This window comes from Streptomyces antibioticus, from assembly GCF_002019855.1.
Taxonomy (GTDB): Bacteria; Actinomycetota; Actinomycetes; order Streptomycetales; family Streptomycetaceae; genus Streptomyces; species Streptomyces antibioticus_B.
On sequence record NZ_CM007717.1, the window covers coordinates 7,068,895 to 7,093,589 of the forward strand.

40 protein-coding genes are annotated in these 24,695 nt (G+C 69.1%); 33 read left to right on the forward strand and 7 right to left on the reverse strand.

What is annotated here, in order from left to right:
- Positions 1-202: 202 nt before the first annotated feature.
- The 7 genes from AFM16_RS32005 to AFM16_RS32035 all read left to right on the forward strand — a co-directional run bounded on the left by AFM16_RS32005 (position 203) and on the right by AFM16_RS32035 (position 4,200).
- On the forward strand, positions 203-619 hold the full coding sequence (locus tag AFM16_RS32005; RefSeq protein WP_078635963.1) for a hypothetical protein: 417 nt from the start codon (positions 203-205) through the stop codon (positions 617-619).
- Positions 620-673: 54 nt separating this feature from the next.
- Positions 674-1,162, forward strand: a complete 489-nt coding sequence (locus AFM16_RS32010; RefSeq protein WP_078635964.1) for a hypothetical protein — start codon at positions 674-676, stop codon at positions 1,160-1,162.
- Positions 1,163-1,462: 300 nt separating this feature from the next.
- Complete coding sequence (locus AFM16_RS32015) at positions 1,463-1,996, forward strand: hypothetical protein (protein WP_078635965.1); 534 nt, start codon at positions 1,463-1,465, stop codon at positions 1,994-1,996.
- Positions 1,993-2,709 (forward strand): DNA cytosine methyltransferase, encoded by a 717-nt coding sequence (locus AFM16_RS32020; protein ID WP_078635966.1) that lies wholly within the window; start codon positions 1,993-1,995, stop codon positions 2,707-2,709. The genes AFM16_RS32015 and AFM16_RS32020 overlap by 4 nt, the downstream gene beginning before the upstream one ends.
- Before the next feature lie 72 nt (positions 2,710-2,781).
- Entirely contained in the window at positions 2,782-3,267 is a 486-nt protein-coding gene (locus AFM16_RS32025; protein ID WP_078635967.1) for a hypothetical protein, read from the forward strand.
- Positions 3,268-3,293: 26 nt separating this feature from the next.
- Complete coding sequence (locus tag AFM16_RS32030) at positions 3,294-3,587, forward strand: hypothetical protein (protein WP_143648483.1); 294 nt, start codon at positions 3,294-3,296, stop codon at positions 3,585-3,587.
- An 82-nt stretch (positions 3,588-3,669) separates the two neighbouring features.
- Positions 3,670-4,200 (forward strand): hypothetical protein, encoded by a 531-nt coding sequence (locus AFM16_RS32035; protein WP_078635969.1) that lies wholly within the window; start codon positions 3,670-3,672, stop codon positions 4,198-4,200.
- 115 nt (positions 4,201-4,315) lie between these two features.
- Here the strand turns inward: AFM16_RS32035 and AFM16_RS32040 are convergent, their stop codons facing one another.
- Positions 4,316-4,573: a hypothetical protein gene (locus tag AFM16_RS32040; RefSeq protein ID WP_245177851.1), complete on the reverse strand. Its 258-nt coding sequence runs from the start codon at positions 4,571-4,573 to the stop codon at positions 4,316-4,318.
- Between the two features lie 430 nt (positions 4,574-5,003).
- On the opposite strand from AFM16_RS32040, the gene AFM16_RS39550 reads away from it, so the two are divergent.
- From AFM16_RS39550 to AFM16_RS32065, 6 genes are all read left to right on the forward strand, one after another.
- Positions 5,004-5,177, forward strand: a complete 174-nt coding sequence (locus AFM16_RS39550) for a hypothetical protein (RefSeq protein WP_167797287.1) — start codon at positions 5,004-5,006, stop codon at positions 5,175-5,177.
- 150 nt (positions 5,178-5,327) lie between these two features.
- Positions 5,328-5,501, forward strand: a complete 174-nt coding sequence (locus AFM16_RS39555) for a hypothetical protein (RefSeq protein ID WP_167797288.1) — start codon at positions 5,328-5,330, stop codon at positions 5,499-5,501.
- A 270-nt stretch (positions 5,502-5,771) separates the two neighbouring features.
- On the forward strand, positions 5,772-6,023 hold the full coding sequence (locus AFM16_RS39165) for a hypothetical protein (RefSeq protein WP_078635971.1): 252 nt from the start codon (positions 5,772-5,774) through the stop codon (positions 6,021-6,023).
- 23 nt (positions 6,024-6,046) lie between these two features.
- Complete coding sequence (locus AFM16_RS32055) at positions 6,047-6,925, forward strand: inorganic phosphate transporter (protein ID WP_078635972.1); 879 nt, start codon at positions 6,047-6,049, stop codon at positions 6,923-6,925.
- 60 nt (positions 6,926-6,985) lie between these two features.
- Positions 6,986-8,743, forward strand: coding sequence for an FtsK/SpoIIIE domain-containing protein (locus AFM16_RS32060; RefSeq protein ID WP_078635973.1), 1,758 nt, complete (start codon positions 6,986-6,988; stop codon positions 8,741-8,743).
- A gap of 262 nt (positions 8,744-9,005) precedes the next feature.
- The gene (locus AFM16_RS32065) at positions 9,006-9,290 is read left to right on the forward strand and encodes a hypothetical protein (protein WP_078635974.1); all 285 of its coding nucleotides are present in this window, start codon (positions 9,006-9,008) and stop codon (positions 9,288-9,290) included.
- 46 nt (positions 9,291-9,336) lie between these two features.
- On the opposite strand, the gene AFM16_RS32070 is transcribed toward AFM16_RS32065, so the two are convergent.
- From AFM16_RS32070 to AFM16_RS32080, 3 genes are read right to left on the reverse strand one after another with little or no spacing between them, the layout of a single operon-like run.
- Positions 9,337-9,624, reverse strand: coding sequence for a hypothetical protein (locus AFM16_RS32070; protein ID WP_078635975.1), 288 nt, complete (start codon positions 9,622-9,624; stop codon positions 9,337-9,339).
- A 2-nt stretch (positions 9,625-9,626) separates the two neighbouring features.
- Positions 9,627-9,947 carry a hypothetical protein gene (locus AFM16_RS32075; protein ID WP_078635976.1) on the reverse strand — a complete coding sequence of 107 codons (321 nt, stop codon included), beginning with the start codon at positions 9,945-9,947 and terminating at the stop codon, positions 9,627-9,629.
- Positions 9,944-10,258: a hypothetical protein gene (locus AFM16_RS32080; protein ID WP_143648485.1), complete on the reverse strand. Its 315-nt coding sequence runs from the start codon at positions 10,256-10,258 to the stop codon at positions 9,944-9,946. The genes AFM16_RS32075 and AFM16_RS32080 overlap by 4 nt, the downstream gene beginning before the upstream one ends.
- A gap of 128 nt (positions 10,259-10,386) precedes the next feature.
- Between AFM16_RS32080 and AFM16_RS32085 the strand changes: the two genes are divergently transcribed.
- The 5 genes from AFM16_RS32085 to AFM16_RS32105 all read left to right on the forward strand — a co-directional run bounded on the left by AFM16_RS32085 (position 10,387) and on the right by AFM16_RS32105 (position 12,408).
- A complete protein-coding gene (locus AFM16_RS32085) occupies positions 10,387-10,785 on the forward strand; it encodes a hypothetical protein (RefSeq protein WP_078635978.1) in 399 nt (132 codons plus the stop codon).
- Positions 10,786-10,938: 153 nt separating this feature from the next.
- Positions 10,939-11,349, forward strand: coding sequence for an HNH endonuclease signature motif containing protein (locus AFM16_RS32090; protein ID WP_209313235.1), 411 nt, complete (start codon positions 10,939-10,941; stop codon positions 11,347-11,349).
- Between the two features lie 106 nt (positions 11,350-11,455).
- Positions 11,456-11,671, forward strand: coding sequence for a hypothetical protein (locus AFM16_RS32095; protein ID WP_078635979.1), 216 nt, complete (start codon positions 11,456-11,458; stop codon positions 11,669-11,671).
- Positions 11,672-11,680: 9 nt separating this feature from the next.
- Positions 11,681-11,905: a hypothetical protein gene (locus tag AFM16_RS32100; RefSeq protein ID WP_078635980.1), complete on the forward strand. Its 225-nt coding sequence runs from the start codon at positions 11,681-11,683 to the stop codon at positions 11,903-11,905.
- Positions 11,906-12,096: 191 nt separating this feature from the next.
- Positions 12,097-12,408 (forward strand): hypothetical protein, encoded by a 312-nt coding sequence (locus AFM16_RS32105; protein ID WP_078635981.1) that lies wholly within the window; start codon positions 12,097-12,099, stop codon positions 12,406-12,408.
- Between the two features lie 72 nt (positions 12,409-12,480).
- Here AFM16_RS32105 and AFM16_RS40770 read toward each other — a convergent pair whose 3' ends face one another.
- A complete protein-coding gene (locus AFM16_RS40770) occupies positions 12,481-12,684 on the reverse strand; it encodes a DUF7218 family protein (protein WP_431523104.1) in 204 nt (67 codons plus the stop codon).
- Positions 12,685-12,767: 83 nt separating this feature from the next.
- Between AFM16_RS40770 and AFM16_RS32110 the strand changes: the two genes are divergently transcribed.
- From AFM16_RS32110 to AFM16_RS32150, 9 genes are all read left to right on the forward strand, one after another.
- Positions 12,768-13,382, forward strand: coding sequence for a hypothetical protein (locus AFM16_RS32110; RefSeq protein ID WP_143648489.1), 615 nt, complete (start codon positions 12,768-12,770; stop codon positions 13,380-13,382).
- A complete protein-coding gene (locus AFM16_RS32115; RefSeq protein ID WP_078635983.1) occupies positions 13,379-14,959 on the forward strand; it encodes a hypothetical protein in 1,581 nt (526 codons plus the stop codon). The genes AFM16_RS32110 and AFM16_RS32115 overlap by 4 nt, the downstream gene beginning before the upstream one ends.
- Before the next feature lie 79 nt (positions 14,960-15,038).
- Entirely contained in the window at positions 15,039-16,580 is a 1,542-nt protein-coding gene (locus AFM16_RS32120; RefSeq protein WP_078635984.1) for a phage portal protein, read from the forward strand.
- The gene (locus AFM16_RS32125; protein WP_078635985.1) at positions 16,580-17,584 is read left to right on the forward strand and encodes a hypothetical protein; all 1,005 of its coding nucleotides are present in this window, start codon (positions 16,580-16,582) and stop codon (positions 17,582-17,584) included. Before AFM16_RS32120 ends, AFM16_RS32125 begins: the two co-directional genes overlap by 1 nt.
- Positions 17,585-17,594: 10 nt before the next feature.
- A complete protein-coding gene (locus AFM16_RS32130; protein WP_078635986.1) occupies positions 17,595-18,323 on the forward strand; it encodes a phage scaffolding protein in 729 nt (242 codons plus the stop codon).
- A gap of 108 nt (positions 18,324-18,431) precedes the next feature.
- Positions 18,432-19,373, forward strand: coding sequence for a hypothetical protein (locus AFM16_RS32135; RefSeq protein WP_209313236.1), 942 nt, complete (start codon positions 18,432-18,434; stop codon positions 19,371-19,373).
- A 75-nt stretch (positions 19,374-19,448) separates the two neighbouring features.
- Complete coding sequence (locus tag AFM16_RS32140; protein ID WP_078635987.1) at positions 19,449-19,814, forward strand: SAP domain-containing protein; 366 nt, start codon at positions 19,449-19,451, stop codon at positions 19,812-19,814.
- Positions 19,811-20,266 (forward strand): hypothetical protein, encoded by a 456-nt coding sequence (locus AFM16_RS32145; protein WP_078635988.1) that lies wholly within the window; start codon positions 19,811-19,813, stop codon positions 20,264-20,266. Before AFM16_RS32140 ends, AFM16_RS32145 begins: the two co-directional genes overlap by 4 nt.
- Complete coding sequence (locus tag AFM16_RS32150; RefSeq protein ID WP_078635989.1) at positions 20,266-20,595, forward strand: hypothetical protein; 330 nt, start codon at positions 20,266-20,268, stop codon at positions 20,593-20,595. The genes AFM16_RS32145 and AFM16_RS32150 overlap by 1 nt, the downstream gene beginning before the upstream one ends.
- A 122-nt stretch (positions 20,596-20,717) precedes the next feature.
- Here the strand turns inward: AFM16_RS32150 and AFM16_RS32155 are convergent, their stop codons facing one another.
- A complete protein-coding gene (locus AFM16_RS32155; RefSeq protein WP_078635990.1) occupies positions 20,718-21,929 on the reverse strand; it encodes an RNA-guided endonuclease InsQ/TnpB family protein in 1,212 nt (403 codons plus the stop codon).
- Entirely contained in the window at positions 21,926-22,222 is a 297-nt protein-coding gene (locus AFM16_RS40675; RefSeq protein WP_143648491.1) for a toxin-antitoxin system HicB family antitoxin, read from the reverse strand. The genes AFM16_RS32155 and AFM16_RS40675 overlap by 4 nt, the downstream gene beginning before the upstream one ends.
- On the opposite strand from AFM16_RS40675, the gene AFM16_RS39560 reads away from it, so the two are divergent.
- The 6 genes from AFM16_RS39560 to AFM16_RS39565 are packed head-to-tail and all read left to right on the forward strand — an operon-like array spanning position 22,128 to position 24,370.
- Positions 22,128-22,499, forward strand: a complete 372-nt coding sequence (locus AFM16_RS39560; protein ID WP_078635992.1) for a hypothetical protein — start codon at positions 22,128-22,130, stop codon at positions 22,497-22,499. The genes AFM16_RS40675 and AFM16_RS39560 overlap by 95 nt on opposite strands.
- On the forward strand, positions 22,496-22,945 hold the full coding sequence (locus AFM16_RS32170) for a hypothetical protein (RefSeq protein WP_078635993.1): 450 nt from the start codon (positions 22,496-22,498) through the stop codon (positions 22,943-22,945). Before AFM16_RS39560 ends, AFM16_RS32170 begins: the two co-directional genes overlap by 4 nt.
- A complete protein-coding gene (locus tag AFM16_RS32175; RefSeq protein ID WP_078635994.1) occupies positions 22,942-23,172 on the forward strand; it encodes a hypothetical protein in 231 nt (76 codons plus the stop codon). Before AFM16_RS32170 ends, AFM16_RS32175 begins: the two co-directional genes overlap by 4 nt.
- On the forward strand, positions 23,169-23,354 hold the full coding sequence (locus tag AFM16_RS32180; protein WP_078635995.1) for a hypothetical protein: 186 nt from the start codon (positions 23,169-23,171) through the stop codon (positions 23,352-23,354). The genes AFM16_RS32175 and AFM16_RS32180 overlap by 4 nt, the downstream gene beginning before the upstream one ends.
- A 3-nt stretch (positions 23,355-23,357) precedes the next feature.
- Complete coding sequence (locus AFM16_RS32185) at positions 23,358-23,918, forward strand: phage tail tube protein (protein WP_078635996.1); 561 nt, start codon at positions 23,358-23,360, stop codon at positions 23,916-23,918.
- A 38-nt stretch (positions 23,919-23,956) separates the two neighbouring features.
- Complete coding sequence (locus AFM16_RS39565; protein ID WP_078635997.1) at positions 23,957-24,370, forward strand: hypothetical protein; 414 nt, start codon at positions 23,957-23,959, stop codon at positions 24,368-24,370.
- Positions 24,371-24,695 lie beyond the last annotated feature (325 nt).

A 24,695-nucleotide genomic window follows, 5' to 3' on the forward strand; every position in this document is an offset into this window, starting at 1 on the left:
AGCCCGCCACGGGCGCGCCAGGCGGGCGCCTGCGGCTTCGCTCAACTCCCGTGCCGCCCACCGCTCCGCCCGCAACAGGCCCGTCTCGCCCTCGGGGTTGTTGCCAGGCGGCCTCACGGGGCGTTGGTGGGGGTTTTCCCGCACCGCCCCCGGAACGGCCCTCACAGAGCCACTCAGAGGCTTTCGACCAGCAGGAGACACCGTGATCCGTGAGACCCGCTTCCTCATCAGCCGCAAGCCCTACGCCATTGACCTGTCCACCGTCACCGGCAAGCAGCACCCGCGCGGCGACCTCCACGCCTTCAGCGGCTCCGCCAACGCCGTCTGGTACCGGCGCAAGGACGGCGTCACCCGGGCCTGCATCGGAACGATGATGCTGTTCAGCCACTACCTGCCCGAGCCGCTGAACCTCGAGGACCCGCGGGCGGTCCTTGCCGCGGGTCTGGACGGACGGTACGGCGGCGACTGCCACGGACGGTGGGACGGAGTCGGCTACTGGGGAGCCGAAGACCTCGACGTCCAGGCGCAGCACCTTGCGACCCTCCGGCCGATGCTTGCCGACTACCCGTCCACCCCGCCCGGCTACGACGGCTGGTGGACATTCCAGACCCCTGCCTGACCCCGCCCGTCGGCCGCCCCCACCCGGGGCGGCCCCACCACCAGGAGACCTGCCATGGCCCACCTCGACCACGACTTCGTGGCCCGCGCGAGCACCGACGCCATCCGCGCCCAATACGAACGCGCCCAGGCCACGGCCGACATGTGGGCCGACCGGGCCCGCGACCTGTTCCTCCTGCTCTGCGCCCGCGAAGACGCCAGGGGCGCCACTGCACCCGCTGCTCGCCCGACCCGAAAGGCCAACACGTGCCCCGCCAGCTACGTCCCCGAGACCTGCCCCCACTGCGACGAACCCCAAGACCCGAGCCAGACCGACAAGCACGTTGCCGAGGCTCACGCCAACATCCCACCCTGCACCGCCACCCTCGACAGCGAGTACCACGACGGTGTCCTGCACTGTGTCCTCCGCGCCTGGCACCGCTCCGGGCACGGCGAGTACGGCGAGTACCACGTCAGCGCCCGCGGCCCGGTCGGGCGCACCGTGTGGAACGACACCGCCATCGGCGCGACCCCGCACAGCGTCGGCCCGGAGTCCCGACCGTGACCGCCCGCGCCAAAGCCCGAACCTGCTGGACCGCCGCCACCGCCAGCCTCACCCTCGCCCTCACCGCCATCCCCTGGGGCACACCCGCCGCCATACCCGGCATCACCGGCGCGGTCGTCTTCACCTGGCTCGCCGCCGGCTACCGCGACCAGCACCGAGCCCATGTCCGCCACTGCGAGCAGGTCCGCCCCCTGACCAGCGGAAACCAACAAGACCACCACACACCACACCCACCCCCAACCAACGACACCACCGCCCCCCTTTTCCGTGCATGCCATCCATCACCACAGAACGGACACCATGAACACGACAGACGGCCACCGGCCCGAGCCCTGGTTCTGGGAATGCGAGCCCAGCGAATGCCCCAACGGGCCCGAGCCCGACGACACCACCGACGAGTGGGACGCCTGGAGCAACCGCCACGTCTGGAGCCCCCAGGACGCCCGCGTCTGCCTCGACACCCCCGCCGGTGACGCCTGCGCCGAATGCTCCGAGGACCACGGGGAGTTCGTCCCCTGGTCCGCCTGTCGCATCCGCCCCCGCCGAAAGGACAAGCCCATGCCCGAAAGGCCTGCCCATCAGCCCGAGACCGTCCAGGTCGGCGGCCTCGCATGCGTCGAACGCGAATGCGACGACTACGTCACCGACGACGGCAACGAGGTCCCCAACCTCGACACCTGCACCCACCTCCGCGAGATGGAGATCTGCCCGGCCTGCACCGCCGCCAACGGCCGCCCTGAAGACCTGCCCTCGGTCGTCGCCTGGACCGACTGCCCGCACAACACGACCGCCCCTGCCGCTGTTGCCGCCGGCGCCACCCAGGACCCGGCATGACCCCGCCCGCCCGCGTCCCGAACGGGCTCACCGTCCTCGACACCTACTGCTGCGCCGGCGGCATGGCCATGGGCTACTGGCTCGCCGGCTTCGACGTCGTCGGCGTCGATATCCAACCCCAGCCCAACTACCCGTTCACGTTCGTCCAGGCCGACGCCGTCGAGTACATCCGCGCCCACGGCCACGAGTACGACCTAGGCCACGGCTCCCCGCCCTGCCAGGCGTACACGCCGCTCAACGCCTACAACCACAAGACCTATCCCGACCTGATCGCCCCGACCCGGGCCGCGTTCGAGGCGGCCGGCCTGCCCTACGTGATCGAGAACGTGGAAGCCGCGGCACCCGAACTCCGGGATCCGGCGCTGCTGTGCGGGCCGATGTTCGGTCTGCGCGTGTACCGGCACCGGCTGTTCGAGACGAACTGGGACCTGCCCGCGCCCGCCCACCCCAAGCACGTCGAGCGGTGCGCGAGGAACGGCTACCTGCCCACACCGGAGAAGCCGTTCATGTCCATCCACGGCGGCCGGCACTCCCGGGCGTGGCAGAACGCGGCCTGCGACGCCATGGGCATGCCGTGGATCAAGGTCCCGGCCGGCGGCGACATCAAGCTCGGCATCCGCGAAGTCTGCGAGGCCATCCCTCCCGCCTACTCGCGGTGGATCGGGGAGCGCGCGGCCGAGCACATCCTCGGCCAGCAGGCCGCCGCCGCGTGACCGCACGCAGCCGGCTGCTCCGGGGTGTGTCCGGAGCGGCCGTGCCCACCACCGTACCGAGAGGAACCGATCATGCCCCAGCAGCCCATCCCCGACACCCCGCACAACCGCATGTCCGGCCCGATCCACGGCTGGTTCAGCCTCAGCTACAGCAACTACCAGGTGCTGAACCGCACGTTGATGCAGTGCATGCCGATCGCCTGGCAGGACCGCATGGTCGCCTGCCTGGAGGAGCTGCGCGACGCGTTCGAGCACGTGCCGCAGGCCGAGTGCTTCCGCGTGGAGGCCGCGACCGAGCACGAGGTGTCCGACCTCGACGAGGAGCAGCGCAAGCAACTCGGCATCACGGAGGACTGGTACCGCGACCAGACCCCTCCCGACGGCCTGTCCGTGGAGGGCTTGGCCGAGTGGGAGGCCGAGCACGAGGACCCCGACGGCCCGTCCTACCACCGCGACGGTGAGGAGATCAACGGAGGCGACCGTGTGCTGCTCCCGGCGGTGGATCCGGTGCCGCACTACCGGCATGCCGCGTACATCGCGCCGAAGACCGACGCGTGACCCCACCGACTGATCTTGGAGTGATCGTGAACCAGCCCACCCAGCCCCCGGCCGACGAGACCCGACCGACCGTCACCCCCGACCCTGACCGGAGCGGCGTGATCCTGCACCTGCCGGACGTCAGCTACGTGGACACGCAGGTGTGGGCGGTGGATGTCGGCCTGTCGCCCGAGGCGCTGGAAGCGTTGCGCACGACGCTCGCTGTCCTGCCGACGCCCACCCAGTCCAACGAGCGCCGCGACCGGTACGCGGCAGCCATCCGCGACAACGACGGATGGGTCCTCGACGGCGGCCAGCACATGCTCGACGCGCCACCGTGACGGGCTTCAACGATCCGCAGCCGCCCCGCCCCAACCGCGCCACCCGACGCGCACTGAAGCGCGCAGCACGGAGGAAGAACCGATGACCGACCAGCACAACGAGTGGACACAGATCGAGGCCCGCGCCTTCAACGCCGTCCTACCGGCCCTGCGCGCGGCCGGCGAGTGGCTGCCGCTGACCGCCCGACGCGCCGTCGCAAACGCCGTTCTGACGGAACTGAAGCGCGAGCTGGACGCCCTCGCCGACTACGAGAACCGCCTCACCTGGCACACCACATGCGAGGCCTGTGCCCGGATCCTCGACTCCAGCATCCGCGAAACCGAACGTCGGGAACGCGCCGAGAACGCCCTCGCCCGCGTGCGTAAGGCCTGCGACTCCGTGAGGGCAGCCGACCAAGGCCACAACCCCGCAGTCGACTGGGTGGTCATGCGCGTCCTCGAAGCCATCGACGCCCGCCTCGTCAACCAGTCCGCCCCCGTCCACTGCCCCTGCAACGGCGTGCACTTCCCCAGCCCGGACAGCTGCCGCTGGTGCAAGTGCCACCGGACCGGCAGGACCGCGCCTGTCCCGGCAGCGACCGAAGCGACCGACACCACGAAGGAGCAGCAGTAACGGGCGTACCATCGGCTCACCGGCTGCTGCTCCCGCTGCTCGTAGCCGCCGGGCTGCTACAGCACAAAGCGCCCCTCGCCATCTCCCGTGGCGAGGGGCGCAGCTGTGTTCGGGGCTACTCCCCGGGCCCCTCCAGATCCGTGCGCTTCCCCTGCCGGATGCCTGCCTGCCGCTGCGCCCAGTACTGATCGAACCAGGCGACGTCGTACTCCGGCCGGGATGAGCCCGGCCTGAACACGGGAGGCGGCCAGCCCTCGGCGGGATTTGTGGCGAGCCGATGGATCAGGGTGCGGCTCCTGCCCACTCTCTCGGCGAGTTTCGGGATGGTCATCGTCTCCCTCTCCGGCTGCTGCCGCTCGGGGGCGTCGGGCATGGGGTAATCCTCCCGGAGAGGTGTGGACATTGTCCATACTTCTCGATACGGTCGTACTCGGTAAAGGGAAAACCCCTCAGCCCATGTGGAGTTGGCGCTCCGGGCCGAGGGGTGGACCCCTCTCACAGCGACGAAAGAGCAGGTCCACTGTGGATCGTAGCCAGCCGCAACCCCAGCAGCCCACCCCGGCGCAGCCCGAACCCTCGCGCGCCCCGCTGCCCCCGCAAACCCACCAACTCATCGCACGCCTCGAACGAGCCCTCACACAATGAGCCGGCCCCGCCCCCGCACCGCACTCCTCCTCGCACTCGCCAGCCTCACCACCACCATCACCGCGCTCTACACCACCCTCCACTAAGCCGCCGGGCTGGCGGACAGACAGGCTCCCCTCCCGTCCCGCCAGCCCGGCACCCACGAAAGGAAACAACCCATGAGCACCAACTTCGACAAGGCGATGCAACGCGAACTCAAGGCCACCGAAGCCGAACTCGACCACAAGCTGAACAGCCCTGACAGCCCCTCCTACACGCCCGCCGAACTCGGCCGCATCGTCAGCAGCGCCATCCTCGACGCCCAACTCCGAGCCAGCACGGACAGCCAGTGACCTGCCCCAAGTGCCGCGCCCCGATGCGCCAAAAGCCCGGCATCCCCTGGTGGACCTGCACCAACCGCCGCTGCGGATGGCGCCAGCCCGCATAGACCACCAGCCCCGCTGACCGGCACCCACCCAGCCACCACCGAAAGGAGGCCCACCATGGGCCTGTTCAGCAAGAACGAGACCGGCAAGCCCTGCCAAGCCTGCGGCCACGAGACCACCCCCGAAGACCCCGCCGTCCGCACCAAGAACGGCAACGCCCGCATCCACAAAAGCCACACCACCACCCCGGGCAACGGCTTCTACGGCGAGAAGACCAAGCGCTTCACCTGACCGGCTGGCCGGTAGCCCACGTCCCACGCCCCGCCCCGGAGCGTGGGACGGAGAGATCCGACCAACCACCGGGAGCCCGCCATGTGCCGCGACAAGCGCACCACCAAACAAGTCCAAGGTGCCATCACTGCCGGCGCCCGACTCGCCCACCAGATCGAGAGCGACCCCATGTCTACCCCGCAGCAGCGAGACCTCGCCAACAAGCTGCACGACCAAATCAACACCGAACTCACCGAACTCGACCACCGCCGCAACCACTGAGGAGCGCCGATGCCACGCCGCCAGAGCACCCTGCTCCGCAACCTGTTCATCGCCAGCCTGATCATCCTTGCCGCCATGCACCCGCAGGCGGTCGGATCCATGGCGCAGCTCGGCGCCGGCCTCGTGCTGGCCATCGTCCAAGGCATCGCCACCGCGGCCGCCGACAACCCCGGCGCCGCCGCCATCGCCGGACTCGGCGTGTACGTCACCCACCAAATCCGTTCGCACCGACCCCGCACCGCCCGCCCGCACCGCGCCTGATCGCCCGCACCCGGAGGCTCCCCTTGAACAGCCCGACCGTCCGCCCGGTCACCCGCAACGGACGCACCCACTACGTCGAAGAGCCGGCGAAGCTCCCGCCGCTCACCCCCGACGAGCTGATCATGCGCGGAGTCGGGGCAGCCACAGCCGTGGTCGTCATTGGCGCGCTCATCTGGTCCACCGTCAGCGTCGGCGGCATGCTCGACATGGTCGCCCCCGCATGGGCTTCCTACATGATCGCCGGGGTCTTCGACCTCGCCTGGATCGTTGCCATGGCCATCGAGTACGTCCTGCGCTTCGAGCCCCGACGGCAGAAGGTCCCCAAGGCGATCGGCTGGCTCGCGCTCGTCACCTCCATGGCCGCGATCTTCGCCCACGGTGCGCTCCTCGACAAGCCGTGGATCGGCGCGTTCGGTGCGCTCGTGTCAGCGCTCGCGAAGGGCCTGTGGTGGCTCCTGATGTTCGCCACCAGCCGCCGCCTCGACAACGACACCCAGGCGTGGCTCACCCTGGAACTCGGCGAGATCCACGCCCGCCGCGCCGAGCAAAACGCCCTCGCCAAGGTCCAGCGCGAGCGCGAGAAGTACGCCCTGGAGCAGCCTGCGGACACTGTCCACACGGTCGTCCAGGACAGTCCGGACGTGGTGTCCGGACGTCCGTCCGCCACTCCGGACGTCGCCCTCGACGCGTCCACCCCCAAGCCGGTAACCAGCGAGGACAGCCGTCCGGACCCCCTCCGGACGATCGCGGACCAGGCGTCCGGACCGTCCGACCTCGTCCGGACCCTGGCCGGACACATCCACCCGGACACCCTCGTCGACACCGCGGTACGCCTCCGCCCCGACCTCAAGGCCGACAGCATCCGCCGCACCGCCAAGCGCCTCGGCAACACCTACCTCTAACCCCGCCCGACCCCCGGCCCCGCCCCGTGCGGGGTCGTCTCGTCACCGGAGCACGCCACCGTGAAGCTCACCCGAGCCGACCTCGCCGCCACCTTCACCGCCCCCAGCCTCGTCTCCGCTGCCGCCCTCGCTGCCGACCTGCAATACGGCACCAGCGCAGCCGCCGTCGAACTCATCGCCGCAGCCGGCACCGGGAGCCTCGCCTGGACGTCGTTCTCCAAGGGATGGCCCGCCCACCTCTCCTGGTCCTCCGTTGCCGCGGCCGGCGTCTTCACCCAGGCATGGGCCACCACCGCCGTCGGCGGCTGGACCACCCTCTACGCGTGGCTCGTCGCAGCCGGCGCCACCGCAGCCGCGCGCGGCGTGTACCGGCACACCACCCGGCACGACGGTCTCAAGGCCGAGGCGGAGACCACAAAGAACCGCATCCTCCTCCTGCGCGAGCAGACGGCCGCGCACCAGCTCGCCGTCCGGACGGCACCGGACATTGTCCCGGACGGCCCGGACCTGTCCGGACGCACCGTCGAGGAGCGGGAGCTGCGCACCGCCGTGTGGGAGGCACTCAAGGCCGAGCTGCCCGGCTGCCTGGTCGAGGCCACGGACGTCGGCTGGCGCGCTGTCCTGGACTGCCCGGCCACCCTCGACCGCGCCACCCTCAAGGCACGCTGGCCCAAGGTGGCCGGCGCCATGCGCGTCGACGGGGCGTTCCACCTCGACGACGGCCCGCTCACCAGCCAGCTCGTCGTCAACTACGTCGACGGCGACCCCCTCGACACCGCGGTGCCCTACGAGAGCGAGCGCGGTGCGACGTTCCTCGATCCGGTCGTCGTGTCCCGGGACGAGTTCGGACAGCCCGTCGCCATCGAGATGGCCTACTCCCACACCCTGATCGCCGGGTCCTCCAAGTTCGGGAAGTCCACGCTCGTCAGGCTGATAGCGATCCGTCTCGCCGGGCGTCCGGACACTGTCCTGTACGGCGTCGACATGAAGCCCGGCAGCCCGGAGCTATCCCCGATGCTGCCGATCCTCCAGGACCTCGCATCCACCCCCGAGGAAGCACACGCCCTCATGGACTGGATGCGGCAGGAGCTCGACGAGCGCGGCGCCATCCTCGCCGACCACGGCGACCAGGAATGGATCCCCGCCAAGCACGGCCGGCCTGCGGTGTACGTCATCGTCGACGAGCACGCCGAGCTGGTCCGGCAGGGCGACAAGGGACGGAAGAAGGGGGAGCGGATCTCGGACAAGGTGGAGTCGTTCCTGGCCCTGAACAGGGCATACGGCATTCACATGATCTCGGCGACGCAGCAGCCGTCGTCCGGCGTGTTCGGCGGGAAGACCGACGCCCGCGGCAACTACGCGATCCGGATCAGCACCCGCATGAACGACCAGGGCCACGCCCAGTTCGTGTTCGGCCGCTCCTCCGGCTACAACCCCGGCAGCCTCACCAAGCCCGGCGAGATCCTCGTCAACACCCCCGACCACGGGCGGCCGTTCCGCTCCCGGGTGCAGTGGCTGCGCGGCGAGGACTTCCGGCGTGAGATCGCCCGCCTGGCCCGCGAGACGGCGAAAGCCCCGGTGGGGAAACGCCTGATCCTGCCCGTCCCCGGGGCCACGAACCAGGAGAAGGTGCGGGCCGCGCTGGTGAAATACGGCAACTGCACGCGGCGCGAGTTGCAGGCCGCGGCCGGCCTGGACGAACGGCAGGTGCTGAAGGCGATCGAGGGGTTGAAGCCGGACGTGGAGCGCACGGACGCGGGGACGTGGAGGCTGGTCCCGGCGGACGCGTGGGAGGCGCAGGCAGTGTCCGTGTTGTAGCTGGTCAGAGCCGGTTTCAGTGGGGTTCCCTGCCCCCTTCCCTGCGGGCTCGGTGCGGGTTCCTGCGGGGGAGGGCCTTCTTCGTCTACGGGACCCGGTAGGGGACTCGCTCTGCCACACTGGTGGTTCGCGTCGGGTAGCGCCCGGCACCACGAAGACCCCGCCGGTTCCGTCCCCCGTCCGGCGGGGTCTTCGCCATTCCCGGGCCGGCATGTCGGCGCCCGGCGCTACGATCCGCCCACGAACCGTCCTTGGGGGGACCATGCGCCGCACCACCACCATCCTGCTCGCCACGCTGCTGCTCGCCGGGGCCGCGGTCGGCTGCTCGTCGGAGAAGTCGTATGACGAGGTCGTCGCCGACTGCACGCAGGCCCTGAAGGATCGGGCCGACGGCGACAAGGCCAAGCCGGACGCGTGCGAGGATGTGAAGAAGGACGACTACACGGCGCTGCTGATGTCGCAGGTCCTGGATGACAACGGGTGGACGGACGAGAACGGGGACGTCGACATGGGGAAGATCCTGGAGGACTCCACGTCCACGCCCTGAACCCGCACGCGAGAGAGGCCCCGCACCGGGATGGGCGGGGCCTCCGTCATGCTCGCTCGTGGTCGTCCGCGAGTTGCAGGCCAGCGCAGGCGCAGAACTCGTCGAGGTCGATGACTCCTGCCCACTTGTCGTCTGTGTCGAAGCTGGCGATGGTCTCGCCCTGATCGTTGTCCACGGTGCCGCTGCCCCACCGGAAGCGCAGATACAGGTACTTGCCGTCGCTGGTCCACGCGTCCCATTGGGATGGGCAGCCGAAGCATGTTTGTACGCTTCGCGCGAGGACGATCGGCTTGCTCGGGGCCTCCTCGTCAAGCCAGCTTTCCAGGTCTTCCATGCTCACGGTGTCTCCTTGGTCTGCCGCACGCCCACCACAGGACGCTCCCGCAGCTCGGCGATCTCCCGGCGCAGGCCCTGGATCGTCCGCACGAACTCCTCCGTCGTGTGCGTGGCCAGGTGGGTACGCAGCGCCCACTCCGTCCGCTCGACCTGCCGTAGGCGAGCCTGGCTCGTAACCGAGCTCATGGCCTCGTTCAGGCCCCTGGCGGACGGGTCGGCGACGATGCCGTCAAGGTCGGAGAACTTGGGCGGCGGCTGGTCGTAGTGCCAGCCGCATTCCAACGGGCACAGGTAACGGGTCGTGCCCGGGAGCGGGGTCATTCGCTGCTCTCCTCACTGCTGGGTGTAGGCGGAAGCGCTTCTCGCAGCCTCTGAAGAGCTTCAGTCGCGGAGACGAGACGGGGCTCGCCGAGTGGGGCTTTCGGGCCTTCGGACTCGTCGCGGGTCCGGGAGTCGCCGTTGATACGGATGGCGATGGTGCGGGCGCGCTCGTGGTTCACGCCGGCCCACCCGCCAATCTCGCGGAACGAGTGCCCGTCGAGGCGGGCGGCGGCGATGTCTGTGTCGAGTGCTTCTTTGGCGCGTTCGACGCTGGTGGCGCGGCAGCCGAGTTGCTTCTCCCAGTCGGTCATGTCGGCCATGGTCTCACGGGCGCCGTCTGATTCCTAGACAGGATGCGTCTAGGAAGTAGACAAGCGGCCCCGGCTCTGCCATGCTCTAAGTGTCTAGAAAATAGACAGCATCGACCAAGGGGGCCGAGATGATCGCCAGCAACCGCACCGCCCGCAACACGCGCCGCCAGCGCACCCTCCGCGCCGCAGCCACCACCACCAAGGCCCTCGGCTACCGCACCCTCTCCGGCACCATCGCCACCCACGTCGAAGCCGGCCGCCTCATCCGCACCGGCGACTTCCTCGACCGCGTCGGCGGCAGCGACCTCCCCGACGGACAGCAGTCCTGGTTCGGCCGCCACGTCGCCAAGGCCTACCGCAAGGCGCACGGCGGCGACGCGGTCCGCGTCTGGGCTCAGCACCGCACCACCGGCAAGTGGATCCACGTCCTCGTCTACGGCCCCATCGACCCCGCCCTGTACGCCGGCCTCCGCACCTACAAGGCCACCCGCCACCTCCTCCCCGCCCTCTTCACGGAGGCCGCCTAGACCAACTTCACGGCGCACCAGACGAACCAGACCGCCAGCCAGACCCGCAAGGAGCCGTCCACGCACGCTGAAGTCGAAGCGGTCCTGCGGGGCTGGACCCCTGTGGCGGTAGCCCTTCCGGATGGAACCAGTCTCACTGCGAACGTTCGTGACTTGCGCCGCCTGTTGGACAAGGTCGCGATCGACGAGAAGGGTTGTTGGCGCTGGACCGGCTTCATCAGCCATAAGGGCTATGGCCGATTCCGCTTCGCCAGCAAGGTCGGCCACGCCCACCGCTTTGCCTACATGGCGCTCGTCGGCCCGATCGGCGACGGACTGGAGATCGACCACCGGTGCCGCGTGCGTGACTGTGTCAACCCGCAGCACCTCGAAGCGGTATCCCACGTCGAGAACCTCAAGCGCAGGCACCCGAACGGCGAGCAGACCCACTGCAAGAACGGCCACGAGTTCACCCCGGAAAACACCTACCGACGCCCGAACGGCACGCGGCTCTGCCGCACCTGCAAGAACGCGGAGAAGGCGCGTTATCGCGCCCGTGCTGCGTCACGGGAAGCCGACCGATGACCGCCGCCCACGGCCTCGCCACTGTGACGGTGCTGTACCCCGTCGACTGCCCCGCCACCACCCGCGTCGCCCTCCTCGCCGACGCCCTCACCGCCTAGGAGCCGCCATGCCCGCCGCGTTCACCCCCGCCCCCTCCGGCTTCGTCGTCACCCGTCTCCTGGACGACGGCCGCATCCTCACCGAAGGCTTCGTGTTCTCCCCGGAGCCGTTCGACGGGGGCGGACCCAGCCACGAGATCGCCTATTCCTGGATCGACGACACCGAGACGGAGGCCGCCGCCACCGTCGCCGAGTTCGTCAACAACCTCACCCCGGCCGCCTAGGAGCCCGCCATGACCACTGTCCTCCAGATCCCCACCCCCCACGGCCACACCGTCAACATCACCGCCGCCGACACCTACCTGCCCTACACGTGGACATGCACCGGCGGCCACACCAGCCGGCACGGGTACGCGTCCCTGCCCTTCGCCCGCCGCGACGCCCAAACCCACGCCGACACCTGCCAGCCCACCCCAAGCGACCCCGCCTCCCGTGTCGGCAACCCGCCGACCGCCTGACCTGCCGCACGCCAGAGGGCCCCGCCCCGGACGCCGCCATCCGGAACGGGGCCCTCACGCATGGGCTGCTCGCTCAATCCGGTCACGACACCGTCACAACCGGCACGCGCCGACCTGCACCGCGTCTACGCTCCCCGCCACCACAACCCGCACCAACAGGGGAACGCATGACACCATCCACCAGACGCCCCATGTACCCACACCCCTGGCAACGCTGGGCCTGGGCCAGCATCCCAGCCATCAGCCTCACCGCGTTCACCTTCGTCCCGTTCATCATCGCCTGGCGTCGAGGCGTCGTCGGATGGCGAACCCTCGCGATCTACACAATCCTCAGCGGCCTCACCATCGCAGGCGCGGCCACCGAACTTGATATCCGGCAATGGGGCACCTTCTGGCGGGAAGTCATCCGCTACACAGGCTGGGCCTACCTGATTGCCGGGGTCGTTCACCTTGCTCTGCTGGACTGGCCGAGCAGGGGCCGGCACGAGACGGCGAAGGGGTAGGCGTCTCTGGAAACGTCAGGGCCCCGGAATGCGCCGCCACAGCCACCCCGGGGCCCCACCCCACCCGCCACCTCAGCGGCGCCTACGAGCCTGTACTTGCCGTGTGCGGGCTGCCTTGCGGGCCATGGTGCTGCGGCCGGCTCGGGTGATCCCGGCGTTCGCGATGCGGGCCGCCTTCGACTTCGAGGCGCCTTGTCGGCGCAGGGCGCGGTACGCGGATTGGCGCGCCTTGTAGACGAAGCCTGCGCGGCCTCCTCGGTCGGACGCCATCCCCATCACCCCACTCGGGTAACGAATCAAAGTCTCAAGCCTGCCGTAACCTACGATTCAAAGGTACAGGCTGGCGGGAGGCATCTACCATGGGCAGACCAGGCAACCCCAACAACGACGACCGATCCGGCAACGGACGCTTCGTCCCCAGCCTTCGAACCGCAGAACGCCGTGCCGCAGCCGCCCGCCTCCGCCTCGAAGGCCACACCACCGCCCAAATCGCCGCCATGCCCGAACTCGGCTTCACGAGCGCCCAAGCCGTCAACGAAGCCCTCCGCGCCGTCCGCGAAGCCGCCATCCGCGAACCCGGCGAAGAACTCATCCGGATCGAGCTGGAGCGCCTCGACGCCCAACTCCTCCGCCTCAACGGCCTCGAAGCGAAAGCCCGCGAGGTTCTCGACGCCCGCCACATCGTCGTCAACAACGGCAAGGTCATCTACAACCCCGCCACCGATGCGCCGATGGAGGACGACACCCCCGTCCTCCAAGCCATCGACCGACTGGTGAAGATCGAGGACGCGAGGAACAGGAACGCCGAGAGGCGCGCCAAGCTCACCGGCATCGAAGCCGCCGTGAAGGTCGACGCCACTGTCCACGAAGTCACCCAGCAGGACATCGCCCTGCAGGAGATGGTTGCTGAGATGCGCGCCAGGAACGCCAGCGTCGTTGACCATCTGCGCGCCGAGCGGGAACGGGGCGAGTGACCACCGCTGTCGGCCGGACGCGCATCACCGACCCCTACGATCCGGCCGCGAACGCCGAGACGTTCGACTTCCCTGCTTGGGTTGGTGGCATCGACGCGCGCCTCCTCGACGGCACCCCCGAATACCGCGACGCCCGTATTGAGGCCACCAAATACGACCCGTTGCTCTTCGCTGTCCTGTACTGCCTGCACCACCTACGCAGCCCCGAAGGTGACATCACCTTCGCCGACGCCCACCTCAAATGGGTCCGTCTCGCCCGCCACTGGGCAATCCCACCGCGCGCGCCCATGGAGCAGCGCGACGCGTTCCTCGCCCCCCGGGACACCGGCAAGTCGACATGGATGCTGTTCATCCTCCCGCTGTGGGCGGCCGCGCACGGGCACGTCAAGTTCGCCGCGGTCTTCGCCGACTCCGGGCCGCAGGCCGAACTCCACCTCGCCACCTTCCGCAAAGAGGTCGACGGCAACACCGCGCTGCGCCGCGACTTCCCGGAACTGTGCACCGCGGGGCGTCGGCCGTCCGGGTCGGCCGAGTCCGATGCGAAGCACATGGTCATCCGGGCGAACGGCTTCATCTTCGCCGCCAAGGGAATCGACGCTTCCAGCCTCGGCATGAAGGTCGGCCAACTGCGCCCCGACCTGCTACTGCTCGACGATGTGGAGCCGGACGAGTCGTCGTACTCCGCCTATCTGGCAGGGAAACGGCTGAAGACGGTCACGGACGCGATCCTGCCGCTCAACATCTACGCCCGCGTCGTCTTGTCGGGCACGGTCACGCTCCCCGGAAGCGTCACGCACCAACTGGTGAAGTGGGGCAAGGGCGAGCGGGGCGAGATGAACGCGTGGGTGGGCGAGCAGCAGTTCCGCGTCCACCACCACCTGCCGATCATCCGCGACGACCACGGCAGCGAACGATCGATGTGGCCGGCGAAGTGGCCCCTCGCCTATCTGAAGAAGATCGAACACACCCGCAGCTACCGGAAGAACTACCTCAACGACCCCATGGCCGCAGACGGCGCCTACTGGTCGGAGAGCGACTTCACTTACGGCACCTTTCCAACCGCCCGCACCTACCTGTCCGTCGACGGCGCCGTCACCACAAAGAAGACCAGCGACTTCACTGGCCTGTCCGTCGTGAGCTGGGCGCCGGCCAGCGACGCGCAGCCAGCGCGCTGTCTGGTGAAGTTCGCGCAGGCCGTCAAGCTCAAGGGCAAGCCGTTGCGCGCCCGGATCCTGCAGATCCTGGAGAGCTTCCCCGAAATTGGCGCAATCCTCGTCGAGTCGAACCAGGGGGGCGACCTGTGGCTTGAGGTGCTCCATGACCTGCCCGTCAAAGTCGTCACCTTCTCCAACAGCGAGAAGAAGGAGACGCGCGCGGAGCGCCTCCTCAATCTGTATCAGCTGATCCCGACGCGGGTGATGCACGCGGAGCCGCTGCCTGCGCTTGAGGAGCAGATGGTGGCATTCCCGAAGGCGCCGAACGATGACCTCGTCGATACGGTCGGCAACGCTGTCCTGCGGTTCCTGAAGCCGCCGATGCGGAAGAAGCTTTCGACGCGGTCCGTGAGCCCCAGATGACCTGACACCTTCACACCTGTCGGCCATTTCATGCCGTAACCTTCGATTCGAAGGTGTGTCGTGGAGTGGAGGGGTAGGTATGGCCGGTACGCCAGATCTCGTCAGTGCCTTCGCCGACCTGTGCGCCGCCCGCCCCGGCTACGCGAAAGCCGAGGCGTACTTCGACGGCGACGTCGACGAGATCTACGCCTCCGACAAGGTCGCCCGCCTCCTCGCCAAGTCGAACCTCGACGAACTCGACGAAATCAACTTTGCGCGGATTCCCGTCACCGCCATCACCGACCGCCTCCACATCACTTCGATCACCACAGGCGACGACGACGCCGACGAGGACATCAAGGCACTCGTCAAACGGAACCAGCTCGACGAGGAACTCCCCGGCCTCCACACCCGCGCCTGCTCGCAGGGCGACGCCTACCTCATGGTCTGGCCCACCCTCGACCCGGACGGGAACGTCGCCAACGTCGACATGCTCGTCAACAGCGCCGCCACCGTCCGCGTGATCTACGACGAGGAGAACCCCCTCCGCAAGAAACTCGCCATCAAGTCCTGGACCAACGGCAGCGGCAAGGACCAGCAGATCCGCGCCGACCTCTACTACCCCCACCGCAGCGACGAGGATCCCGCACGGATCGAACGCTGGGTGTGGCAGGGCCGGCACCGCGGCAAGCAGGACAAGTGGCAGCCCTACACCGAGGACGGACAGGACGCGGTCCTGCCCAACCCGTGGGGCGAGATCCCCTTTTTCCACTACCGCACCGGCCGCCCTTACGGCCGGCCCGAGCACTATGCCGCTTACGGCGCCCAGTCGATCATCAACAAGCTGGTCGTGTCGCATGCGGCGACGATCGATTTTCAGAGTCTGCCGCAGCGGTATGGGCTGATCGATCCGACGGTGGATCAGTCGGGGATGCAGGGCGCGGACTTCGACGCCGACTCGCCCTACGACGAGGGCGCCGATCCGGAGAGCCCGGGGAACCCGTCGCAGTTGCGGAACGACCCGGGCGAGCTGTGGCTGCTGCAAGGCTTGAAGGGTGTCGGGCAGTTTGAGGCGGCGAACTCGGACACCTACCTGAAGCCGTTCGACCGCTATGTAAAGGCGATGGCGCAGGTCACGTCCACTCCGTTCTCAGAGTTCGACTCCACCGGCGACGCGATCTCCGGGAAAGCTCGGGTCGAGGCGCGCGCCTCACAGACCGCCCGGGTGCAGGCCCGGCAGCGCAGCTTGGGCGCCACCCACGAGGACGCCTTCGAGTTCGCGCTGCGCCTCCTCGGATACGACGACCCCGACGTCACCGTGCGCTGGCAGCCCGCCGACTACCGCGACGACACCGAAGGCTGGGCCACCACCAGCGCAAAGATCGACGCCGGTGTGCCCCGCGAACGCGCCCTCATCGAAGCGGGCTGCCCGCCCGAGCTGGTCGAGGCATGGATGCGCGACCTCGACGACGACGCCGAACTCGCCCGCCGCGCCGACCTCCTCCTGAAGATCGGCAACGCCGTACAGGCCCTCGGCACCGGCGTCCAACTCGGCGCCATCGAAGCCACCGACGTCACCAAGATCCTCGACAGCATGCTCGGCGCAGCCACCACTCTGGGCAGCACCGAGGCCAACCGCTGATGGCCGCCCCGCACACACCGCAACAGCTCGCCGACCTGGTCCAGACACGGCAGACAGACGAAGCCAGAACGCTGGAGGATCGCGTCGCGCACACCGCGGACGCGGGCGCCGCCGCGAAACTGGCCGCCCTGGTGAGGGACGTCCTCGCCTGGTGGATCAACGCGTTCGGCTCACTCACCGCAGCGGGCACGGGGGCGAGGCTGGCGAGTCTCCTCGCGGACGTGCGGGCCCGAGTCGAGCAGGCCACCCGGGGCATGCCCGGACGGACGCAGCGCACCCTGGACGGGGCGCTGGAGGAAGCCACCGAGCTGGGCGCCTGGCACGCAGCAAACTTCCTGACCCGCGCAACCGGCCGGCAGCACGACACCCCTGATGTTGCGGTGCCGGACGACGCGGCGCGGGCAGCGATGGCGCTGGCCGGCCGGATCGGGGAGCAGTTGCGGTCGGCGAGCCGGCTCCTGACGCCGCGCATGGTGGCGGGGAGTGGCTGGCGGGGTGTTCTGGCGGGGGTGGGTGCTGCGCGGCGGGCTGCGGGCATGGTGCGGCATGGTGCGGCGTGGGGGGTTCAGCGGGCCGTCAATGACGGCGCGGCGCAGGTCGCCGACCACTTCGGGGCGGCGCTGTTGTGGGTGGCGGAGCCGACGGCGTGTGTGCGCTGCGCCGCCTACTCGGGGCACGTCACGGCTCCTGGCGGGAAGTTCCCCGGCGGTCTGTCGATGGACCCGGCCAGCCGCTCTGCTGCGGCGGCACCGATCGAGGGCCCGCCCCTGCACGTGAACTGCCGCTGCCGGGCAGTCCCGTGGATGCCTGACTGGGACACCGGGCCGGGCACTTTGCCTGCTCTGTTGCGCGACCAGGCTCTGACGTCGGTCGCTGCCGGGGAGCAGCGTCCGTCCGAATCGCGTGCCGCCCGGCGGAGGGCGGCCCAAGACCTGCTGGCGCGCCGCGGTCTGCCCGCGCGTGTCCGGCGTCAGGCTGCCGCGACTGCGGCAGCCCGCACGTGAGGAGAATCTGATGGCACCCGACATGCCCGGCTGGGCTCACCCCTACCGCAGTCCGTTCGTCGTGTACGCGGACGGCGGCGACGAACCGGCACCCGAACCGACCGTATCCGTCGACCCGGAGCCGGACGACGAGCCTGCCGACGACTGGCAGCCGCCGTCTCGCGAGGAGTACGAGAGGCTGGTCGAAGGGAAGCGGAAGGCCGACGCGGAGGCCGCGGCCCGCCGCAAGTACCTGCGCCAGCACGGCATCGACCCCAAGACCGGCAACAAGGTCCAGGCCGACGACCCCGAACCCGAGCCGGAGCCGCAGGGCGGCACCCCGGCCGGGCCGACCGCGGCGGAGATCCGCCGCCAGGTCGAGAAGGCCGCGGCCGAGGCGGAGCTGCGGGGGCTGCGCAAGACGAAGGCGCTCGTCACCGGCGTCAACTCGGCCCTGGCCGGGGCGGGGTGGAACGGGCAGCGCCTCAACTCGCTGATGAAGCTGATCGATCTGGACGACGTCGAGGTCGACGACGACGGCGAGATCACGGGCCTGTCGGAGCAGATCGACGCGATCAGGTCGGAGTGGCCGGAGTTCTTCAAGCGCACCCGCCAGTTGTCCACCACGTCCAATGCGACTGGCGGTTCTGGCCAGAATGGTGTACCGGCGGCTAAGGTGGACACGGCTGACAAGCCTGCACCCAAGCCGGAGCCCAAGGGATGGGCCGAGACTCTCGCGGAGCGGGCCCTGCGCAGCTAGACGCGCACCCAGTGCGCAGGAACGAGCGGGACAGCTCACAGTTCGCCCAGGACGGGCACCCACCATCCGTGCGGGCTGTGAGCCCCCGTCCTTCCTGGAGTGCCCACCGTGGCCAGCACCGACATCATCAACGACTGGATCCCCATCGAGTGGGACTCCGACGTCATCTCCCGCGTCCTCATGGACTCCGCCGTCGAGCGCTTCGGCCGACCGCACCCCATGTCCTCCGCCACCAAGCGCGTCCTGCGCTCCGGCGGCCTCACCGTCTCTGTGGGCACCACCTACACGCCCGACGCGTCCTCGAACGACTACATCACCCTCACCGCCCGCCGCTTCCTCTCCCAGTTCGTCGTGGACGAGGACGACCTCGCCGACGCCGACAGCGTCATCGACACCCTGCGCGTCAAGGGCATGGACTGGGCGATCTCCTATGCCGACACCTTCGACAACGCGTGCCTCGGCGTGTCCGCGGCGGAGAACGGCACCACTGCCCCCTTCACCAGCGTGTACAAGGCGCTGCGCACCACCAACTCCGCCACCGGCTACGACGCGGACGACAACTACCTGTCGTGGGACGACGACAACACCTCCTTCTCCGCCTCCTCGGCCGGCGCGTCGCTGTACGAGAAGCTGTCCGCGACCTTCAAGCGGGTGGAGACCGGCAAGTACTGGAGCAAGGCGGACGAACTCGTCATCGCCGCGCCGGGCTGGCGCGACGCGTTCCGTAACTGCGTCGACTCCCAGGGCCGCCCCATCTTCATCGAGGGCACCGGGGGCACGCCGGACCGGCTGTTCGACGCCACGGTCGCCTGGTCGCGCGGATGCAAGGTCTCCGGGGCCCTGTCCGGCTCGCCGACCGGCAACGACCTGCTCATCTACGGCAACCGCCAGTTCCTCAAGCGAGGCGACCGCTCCCAGCCCGAGTCCCTGGTCGACCAGGCGCGCGCGCAGGACTCCACCGACGACACCGCAGTCAAGTTCCGCGTCCGCCGCGGCTTCGGAGTCGGCCACGAGCGGGCGCTAGCCGTCCTGGAGCGCATCACCGACTAGCCGGCCTTTCGGACCGCCGCCGGGGATCGGGTGGGTGCCACCCCGGCGGCACCGGCCAACAGCGTGGGAGACGCGATGGATTACGAGCAGATGAGTGTGCAGGAGCTGCGGGAGGCGTGTCAGGCCCGCGGTCTCGGCACCGCGCGCTCACGCGCCGACCTGATCCAGCGCCTCACCGGTCACGACGCCCGACGGGGGCCCGAGGACACGGTACAGGCCCCGATCAGCAGCCCTGAGTCTGTGATCCCGGCCTCCTTCACCACAACGTTCCCCGCGGAGCCCGACGGCCCGGACGAGGAGACCCACCTCGCCCACCGGCAGGCCACCATCCAAGCCGCGGCCGCAGCCGGGCTCGTTCCGCGCGGTGACGCCCGACGTGCTGCCACCCGGGACGGAGTGTGGGTGTACGAGGTGTCCGTCAGGCGGGGGGTTCCGTCATGACGTGGGCCACGACGAGCGACGTGATCACCTACACCGGCATCAACGCCACCGCCGCCCAGGTCGAACAGGCGCAGGGCGTCATCGAACTCTTCGCGGATGTCACCGAGCAGGCATCCGACGACGGCCTGATCTCGGAGAAGAACCTGCGCCTGCTCAAGCAGGCTGTCGCCTACCAGGCCGCATGGATCACCCAGCACCCGGACGCGTTCACCAACGTCGACCTCACCAGCTTCAACCAGGACCAGGTCTCTGGACAGCTCCGGCACGACAACGCCCTGATCCTCGCCCCGCTCGCTAAGCGCTGCATCGACCGCCTGTCGTGGCGCCGCAACCGCGGCCTGCGGATCCAGCGGCGGGGCGGCTCCGGCAGCATCCCGGCCCGCATGAACCTCACCTCTGCGGTGGCAGACGACAACGATCCGCGCTGGCGGCCGATCGGGGAGGTCTGCTGATGCTCGCAGTGGGGACGACCACGATCACCGTCTACCGCGGCACGACCACCGATGCGTGGGGCGACGAAGCCGACACCGACACCCCGGTCCACACCGGCATCGTCGCGTCGATCACCGAACAGTCCCGCCGGGTCACCACCAGGGACGATCCGACGCCGCGGATCGTCCGCTACGCCGTCAGCCGCGTCACCGCAGGCACCGACATCACCGACCAGGACCGCATCCGCGACGAGCGCACCGGCGCCGTCTACATCGTCGAAGCCGTGTCCTCCATGAACTCGCCGGTCGTGGCCGCTGATCTGCGGCTCGACCTGCGCCGCACCACCTGACCGACAACCGAACAGGCCACACAGTCCGGGGAGACCGGGCGGCCAAGTAAGACACCACCTTCGGAGAGGAGGCGGCCGTGACTCCACCTACCGCGAACGCGGCAGGCTTCCTGCACCGCTGGCTATACAGCGTTACAGAGGACCAGCCCGGTCCTGAGAACGTTCAGTGCGCCAACCACGTCGGCATTGGCGCCGTGTCTGCACGCAACGCACTTGAACTCTGCTTGGCTGACGCGGTTCTCCTTCGCAACGTGCCCGCATTCAGGGCAGGTGCGGGAGGTGTTGCGGGGGTCCACTGCGACAACGGTCCGACCGGCACTTTCAGCCTTGTTGGCGAGGATCGCAAGGAATACCCCCCAACCCACGTCGAGGATGTTGCGGTTGGTACTGGCCTTGGCGGAGGCTCCGTTCGGCAGGAAGTCGCCAAGCGCTGCGGGGTTAGGCTTCGGCGCAGGCGCCTTGGTCAGCCCCACCGTGTTCAGCCGCTCGTGGACGATCACGTCGTGGTCCCGGACGAGGGCCAGCGCGGTCTTGTGGGCGTGGTCCAGCCTCTGTCTGCGCACCTTGGCGTGCAGAGTCGCCACCTTGCGAAGTGCTGCCTGGTGAGCCTTCGAGCGATCACGGGCGCGCTTCCGCGTCGGAAACGTCGACAGATGCCGTTGCGCGCTCGCCAGGTCTTCGGCTGCCGCAGTCAGGAACCGAGGGTTGGCGACATGCTGGCCGTCGCTGGTGGTGAGGAAATGGGCCACCCCCATATCGACCCCAACAACGGCACCAGTTGCAGGGAGAGGCTCGGCGTCCATTTCGTCACAGGCGAGTACGACGAACCAGCGTCCACCCTCACGCTTCACGCTGATCGTTTTGACACGGCCGCGCACCGGGCGGTGCTGGTGCACGCGGACATGGCCAACCCCCTGGAGGCGGACGCGAGTCTGCGGGTCGTGCGGGGTGGAGTCCCAGCGGCAACCGTCACCGTCCTTCGGGAAGACGACGGTATCGAAGTGACCGACGCCCTTGAAGCGCGGGTAGCCGGGCGTCTGCCCGGCCTTGACGCGGCGGAAGAAGGCTTGGAACGCCTTGTCGAGGCGGCGCAGGGTGGCTTGCTGGGAGGAGAACGACCAGCGACCTTGACGTTCGGGGTCGAAGGCGCGGATGCCACTCAACTGGGCGGACTGCATGCCGTACCGGACGTTGGTCTTCGAGTCGTGCTGGTAGGCGCCCCGGCGTTCCTGGAGCGCGCCGTTGTACAGCGAGCAGTGGTCCCGCATCATCTCGCCCAGCGCGACCGCCTGACGGGCCGTGGGGCGCAGGAGGAACTTGTACGCGCGGATCACGCCTGGCGCCTCCGTTCAACGCGGAGGGCGTCGGCGAGGAGAACGCAGGCAGCGGCGTTGATCGAGATGCCCGCCCGATGGGCGTACTCCTCGATCTGCCGCTTCAGTTCCGGGGGGACGCGAAGGTTCAGCGACTCCCGGCGATCTCCTCTAGCCACAACCAAAATGCTACCACTTTGCAGCCACTGGAGGGCGGCCATGGCGCGATCCGGCGTGCGGATCGACCCCAGCGCACGCGCGCACGTCGACGCGGCGATCAACGACTGGCTCAGCGATGTCATCGGCGACGCCATCCTCTCCGACGCCCGCGACTTCGTCCCCAAGCGCACCAGCCGCCTCCACGACTCCCTCCGCGCCGAGGTCCAAGGCAAAGTCCTGCGGGTCGGGTCGCTGGACGTGAACTACTGCACAGCCATCGAGATGGGCCTCCCCGCGATGACCATCACGCCCCGGTTCAAGCAGGCCCTGTACTGGGAGGGCGCCGACCACCCGGTGAAGAAGGTCAACCTGCCGGCCCGCCCGCCTCAGCCGTTTTTGCGTCCCGCTCTTTTCCAGCGGAGGACGGCATGAGCCTCCAACTGCGGGCCACCCCCGAACTCGTCGCCGCGGCTTGGCTCAAGACTGTCGTCGGCGACCGCGTGGCCACGACCCTGCCGAAGGACAACAGCAGTTGGGCGGCGTCCGGGTTCTGCACCCTCGTCGTCGCCGGAGGAACCCCCAACCTGTACGTCCCGCTCCGCGATCCGGCGATCGGCGTGGACTGCTGGGCCGTCAACCCGCAGTCTCAGAAGCCGCCGTGGAACAAGGCTGCCGCGCTTGTGTCCGCGATCGAGGCGGCCTGCTGGGAACATGCGGCGGTCCCGCAGAGGGTCACGCTCCCGGCTGGCTATTCGCAGGCGCAGGTGCTGTCGGCGTACACGGTCGGCGAGGCGCGGCGGATCCACGACGACGCTTCGTCTTACGCCCGCTACAGCATTCCTGGGCTGGTCATCGCGTGGACGGAGGTTCCGTCGTGAGCCGGATGTGGGCGGTGCAGGAGGACACGCCGCACGGTCAGCTCCTGTCCTGGAACGGCCGGGTGATCGTCCACAACAGCCGGGGCGAGTTGGAGTTCCTGCTGGCCGGGCCGATCCGGATCGTGCCGTGTCCGCCGAGCCTGCGCGCCGAGGACTGCATCGAGCTGCGCTTCCACCCGCACTACGCCCACCACACCTTCCCCCTCGTGAGGAGCGCCTACCGATGAAGCGGACCGTCCGCACCACCATGCGACCCGACCAGACCATCGAAGTCGACGACCAGGAATACAGCAGCCTGAAGCGGCAGGGACTCCTCGCCGACGACCCGGCCCCCACGATCCCGGCCGCTCCCATGCCGCCGGCCACCACGAAGAAGACCTCCGGCGGGACCGGAAGCAAGGAGAGCTGACCAGTGAGCGTCAACACCACCAACCTCATCCAGGGGCCGGCGACCCTCTACAAGGGCGATTACGGGGCGGCCGAGCCGGCCGACACCGACGTCAACACCACCCCGGCCGCGTCCTCGTGGACGGACATGGGCGGCACCCAGGACGGCGTGAAGCTCAGCGTGGACCAGACCTACTCGGAGCTGGAAGTCGACCAGATCACCCTCCGTGTCGGGTCGCGGCTGACGAAGCAGGACTTCATGATCGAAACGTCGCTGGCGGAGGCCACGCTGGAGAACTTCTCCATCAGCCTCAACGGCGGCACCGCCGCGTCCGGGTCCGGCTACAAGAGCTTCGAACCCAACGTCACCAGCTCGGCGACGCAGCCGAACTACTTCGCGGTCATCCTCGACGGGTACGCGCCCGAGCAGCTCCGCCGCCGCATCATCGGCCGCCGCATGCTCAACACGGAGTCGTCCGAGCTGGCGTACACGAAGGACAAGCAGACGCTGATCCCGGTGAAGTTCGCCGGCCACTACGTCAGCTCGGTGATCGCCCCGTTCCACATCACCGACGAAGTGACCTGACCGTCGGCACACCCTGCCCGTTCCGAGGAGTACCACCCATGGCATCCACCACCCGTCAGACGGCGGCGGCCCGCAAGAGGGCCGCCGCCAAGCCCAGCGTCACCGCCGACCCGCTCGACGGCTTCGAGCCGATCCGGATCGCAGCCGACGACGACGTCGTAGAGGACCGCGTGCCGCTCTTCTACATCGGCGACACCGAGTACACGATCCCCCGCGAGATCGCCCCCGGCGTCGCACTCCAGTACCTGCGGCAGGCACGCGAGTCCGGACACGAACTCGCCACCCCGCCGCTTCTGATCCGCGTCCTGGGCGAGGACGCCTACATGGCGCTGGAACAGTCCAAGGCCGTCACCGAACCTCAGTTGGAACGGATCGTGAAGACGATCGTGGACCTGGCACTCGGACAAGCCGACAAGAAGAAGGAGGAGGGGGGAAAAGCCCAGCGTGGCTGACCACCCTCAGAGGCTGGCTGTACGGTGCGCCGTGGGCTGACGCCATCGGCGAACGGGCGGGCCAGACCCTGTGGGTCCTCGACCACCTCGACGACCTGGACGCCGATTTCCTCGCCGTCTACGGCATCGACCTCGAACAGCAAGAGATCTCCGCCCGCCGCTACTTCGCCCTCGCGCACCGCCTCACCGCCTACACCGGCGTCATGGCCGCCCGCGCCGAAGCCGAACGAGACGACCGGCCCCCGAGCAGCACCCCAACCCGCACCAGCAGTACCCCCGCCCCTACACGGGGCGACGTGACAGAGCTGAGCCTGACCCAGTTCCG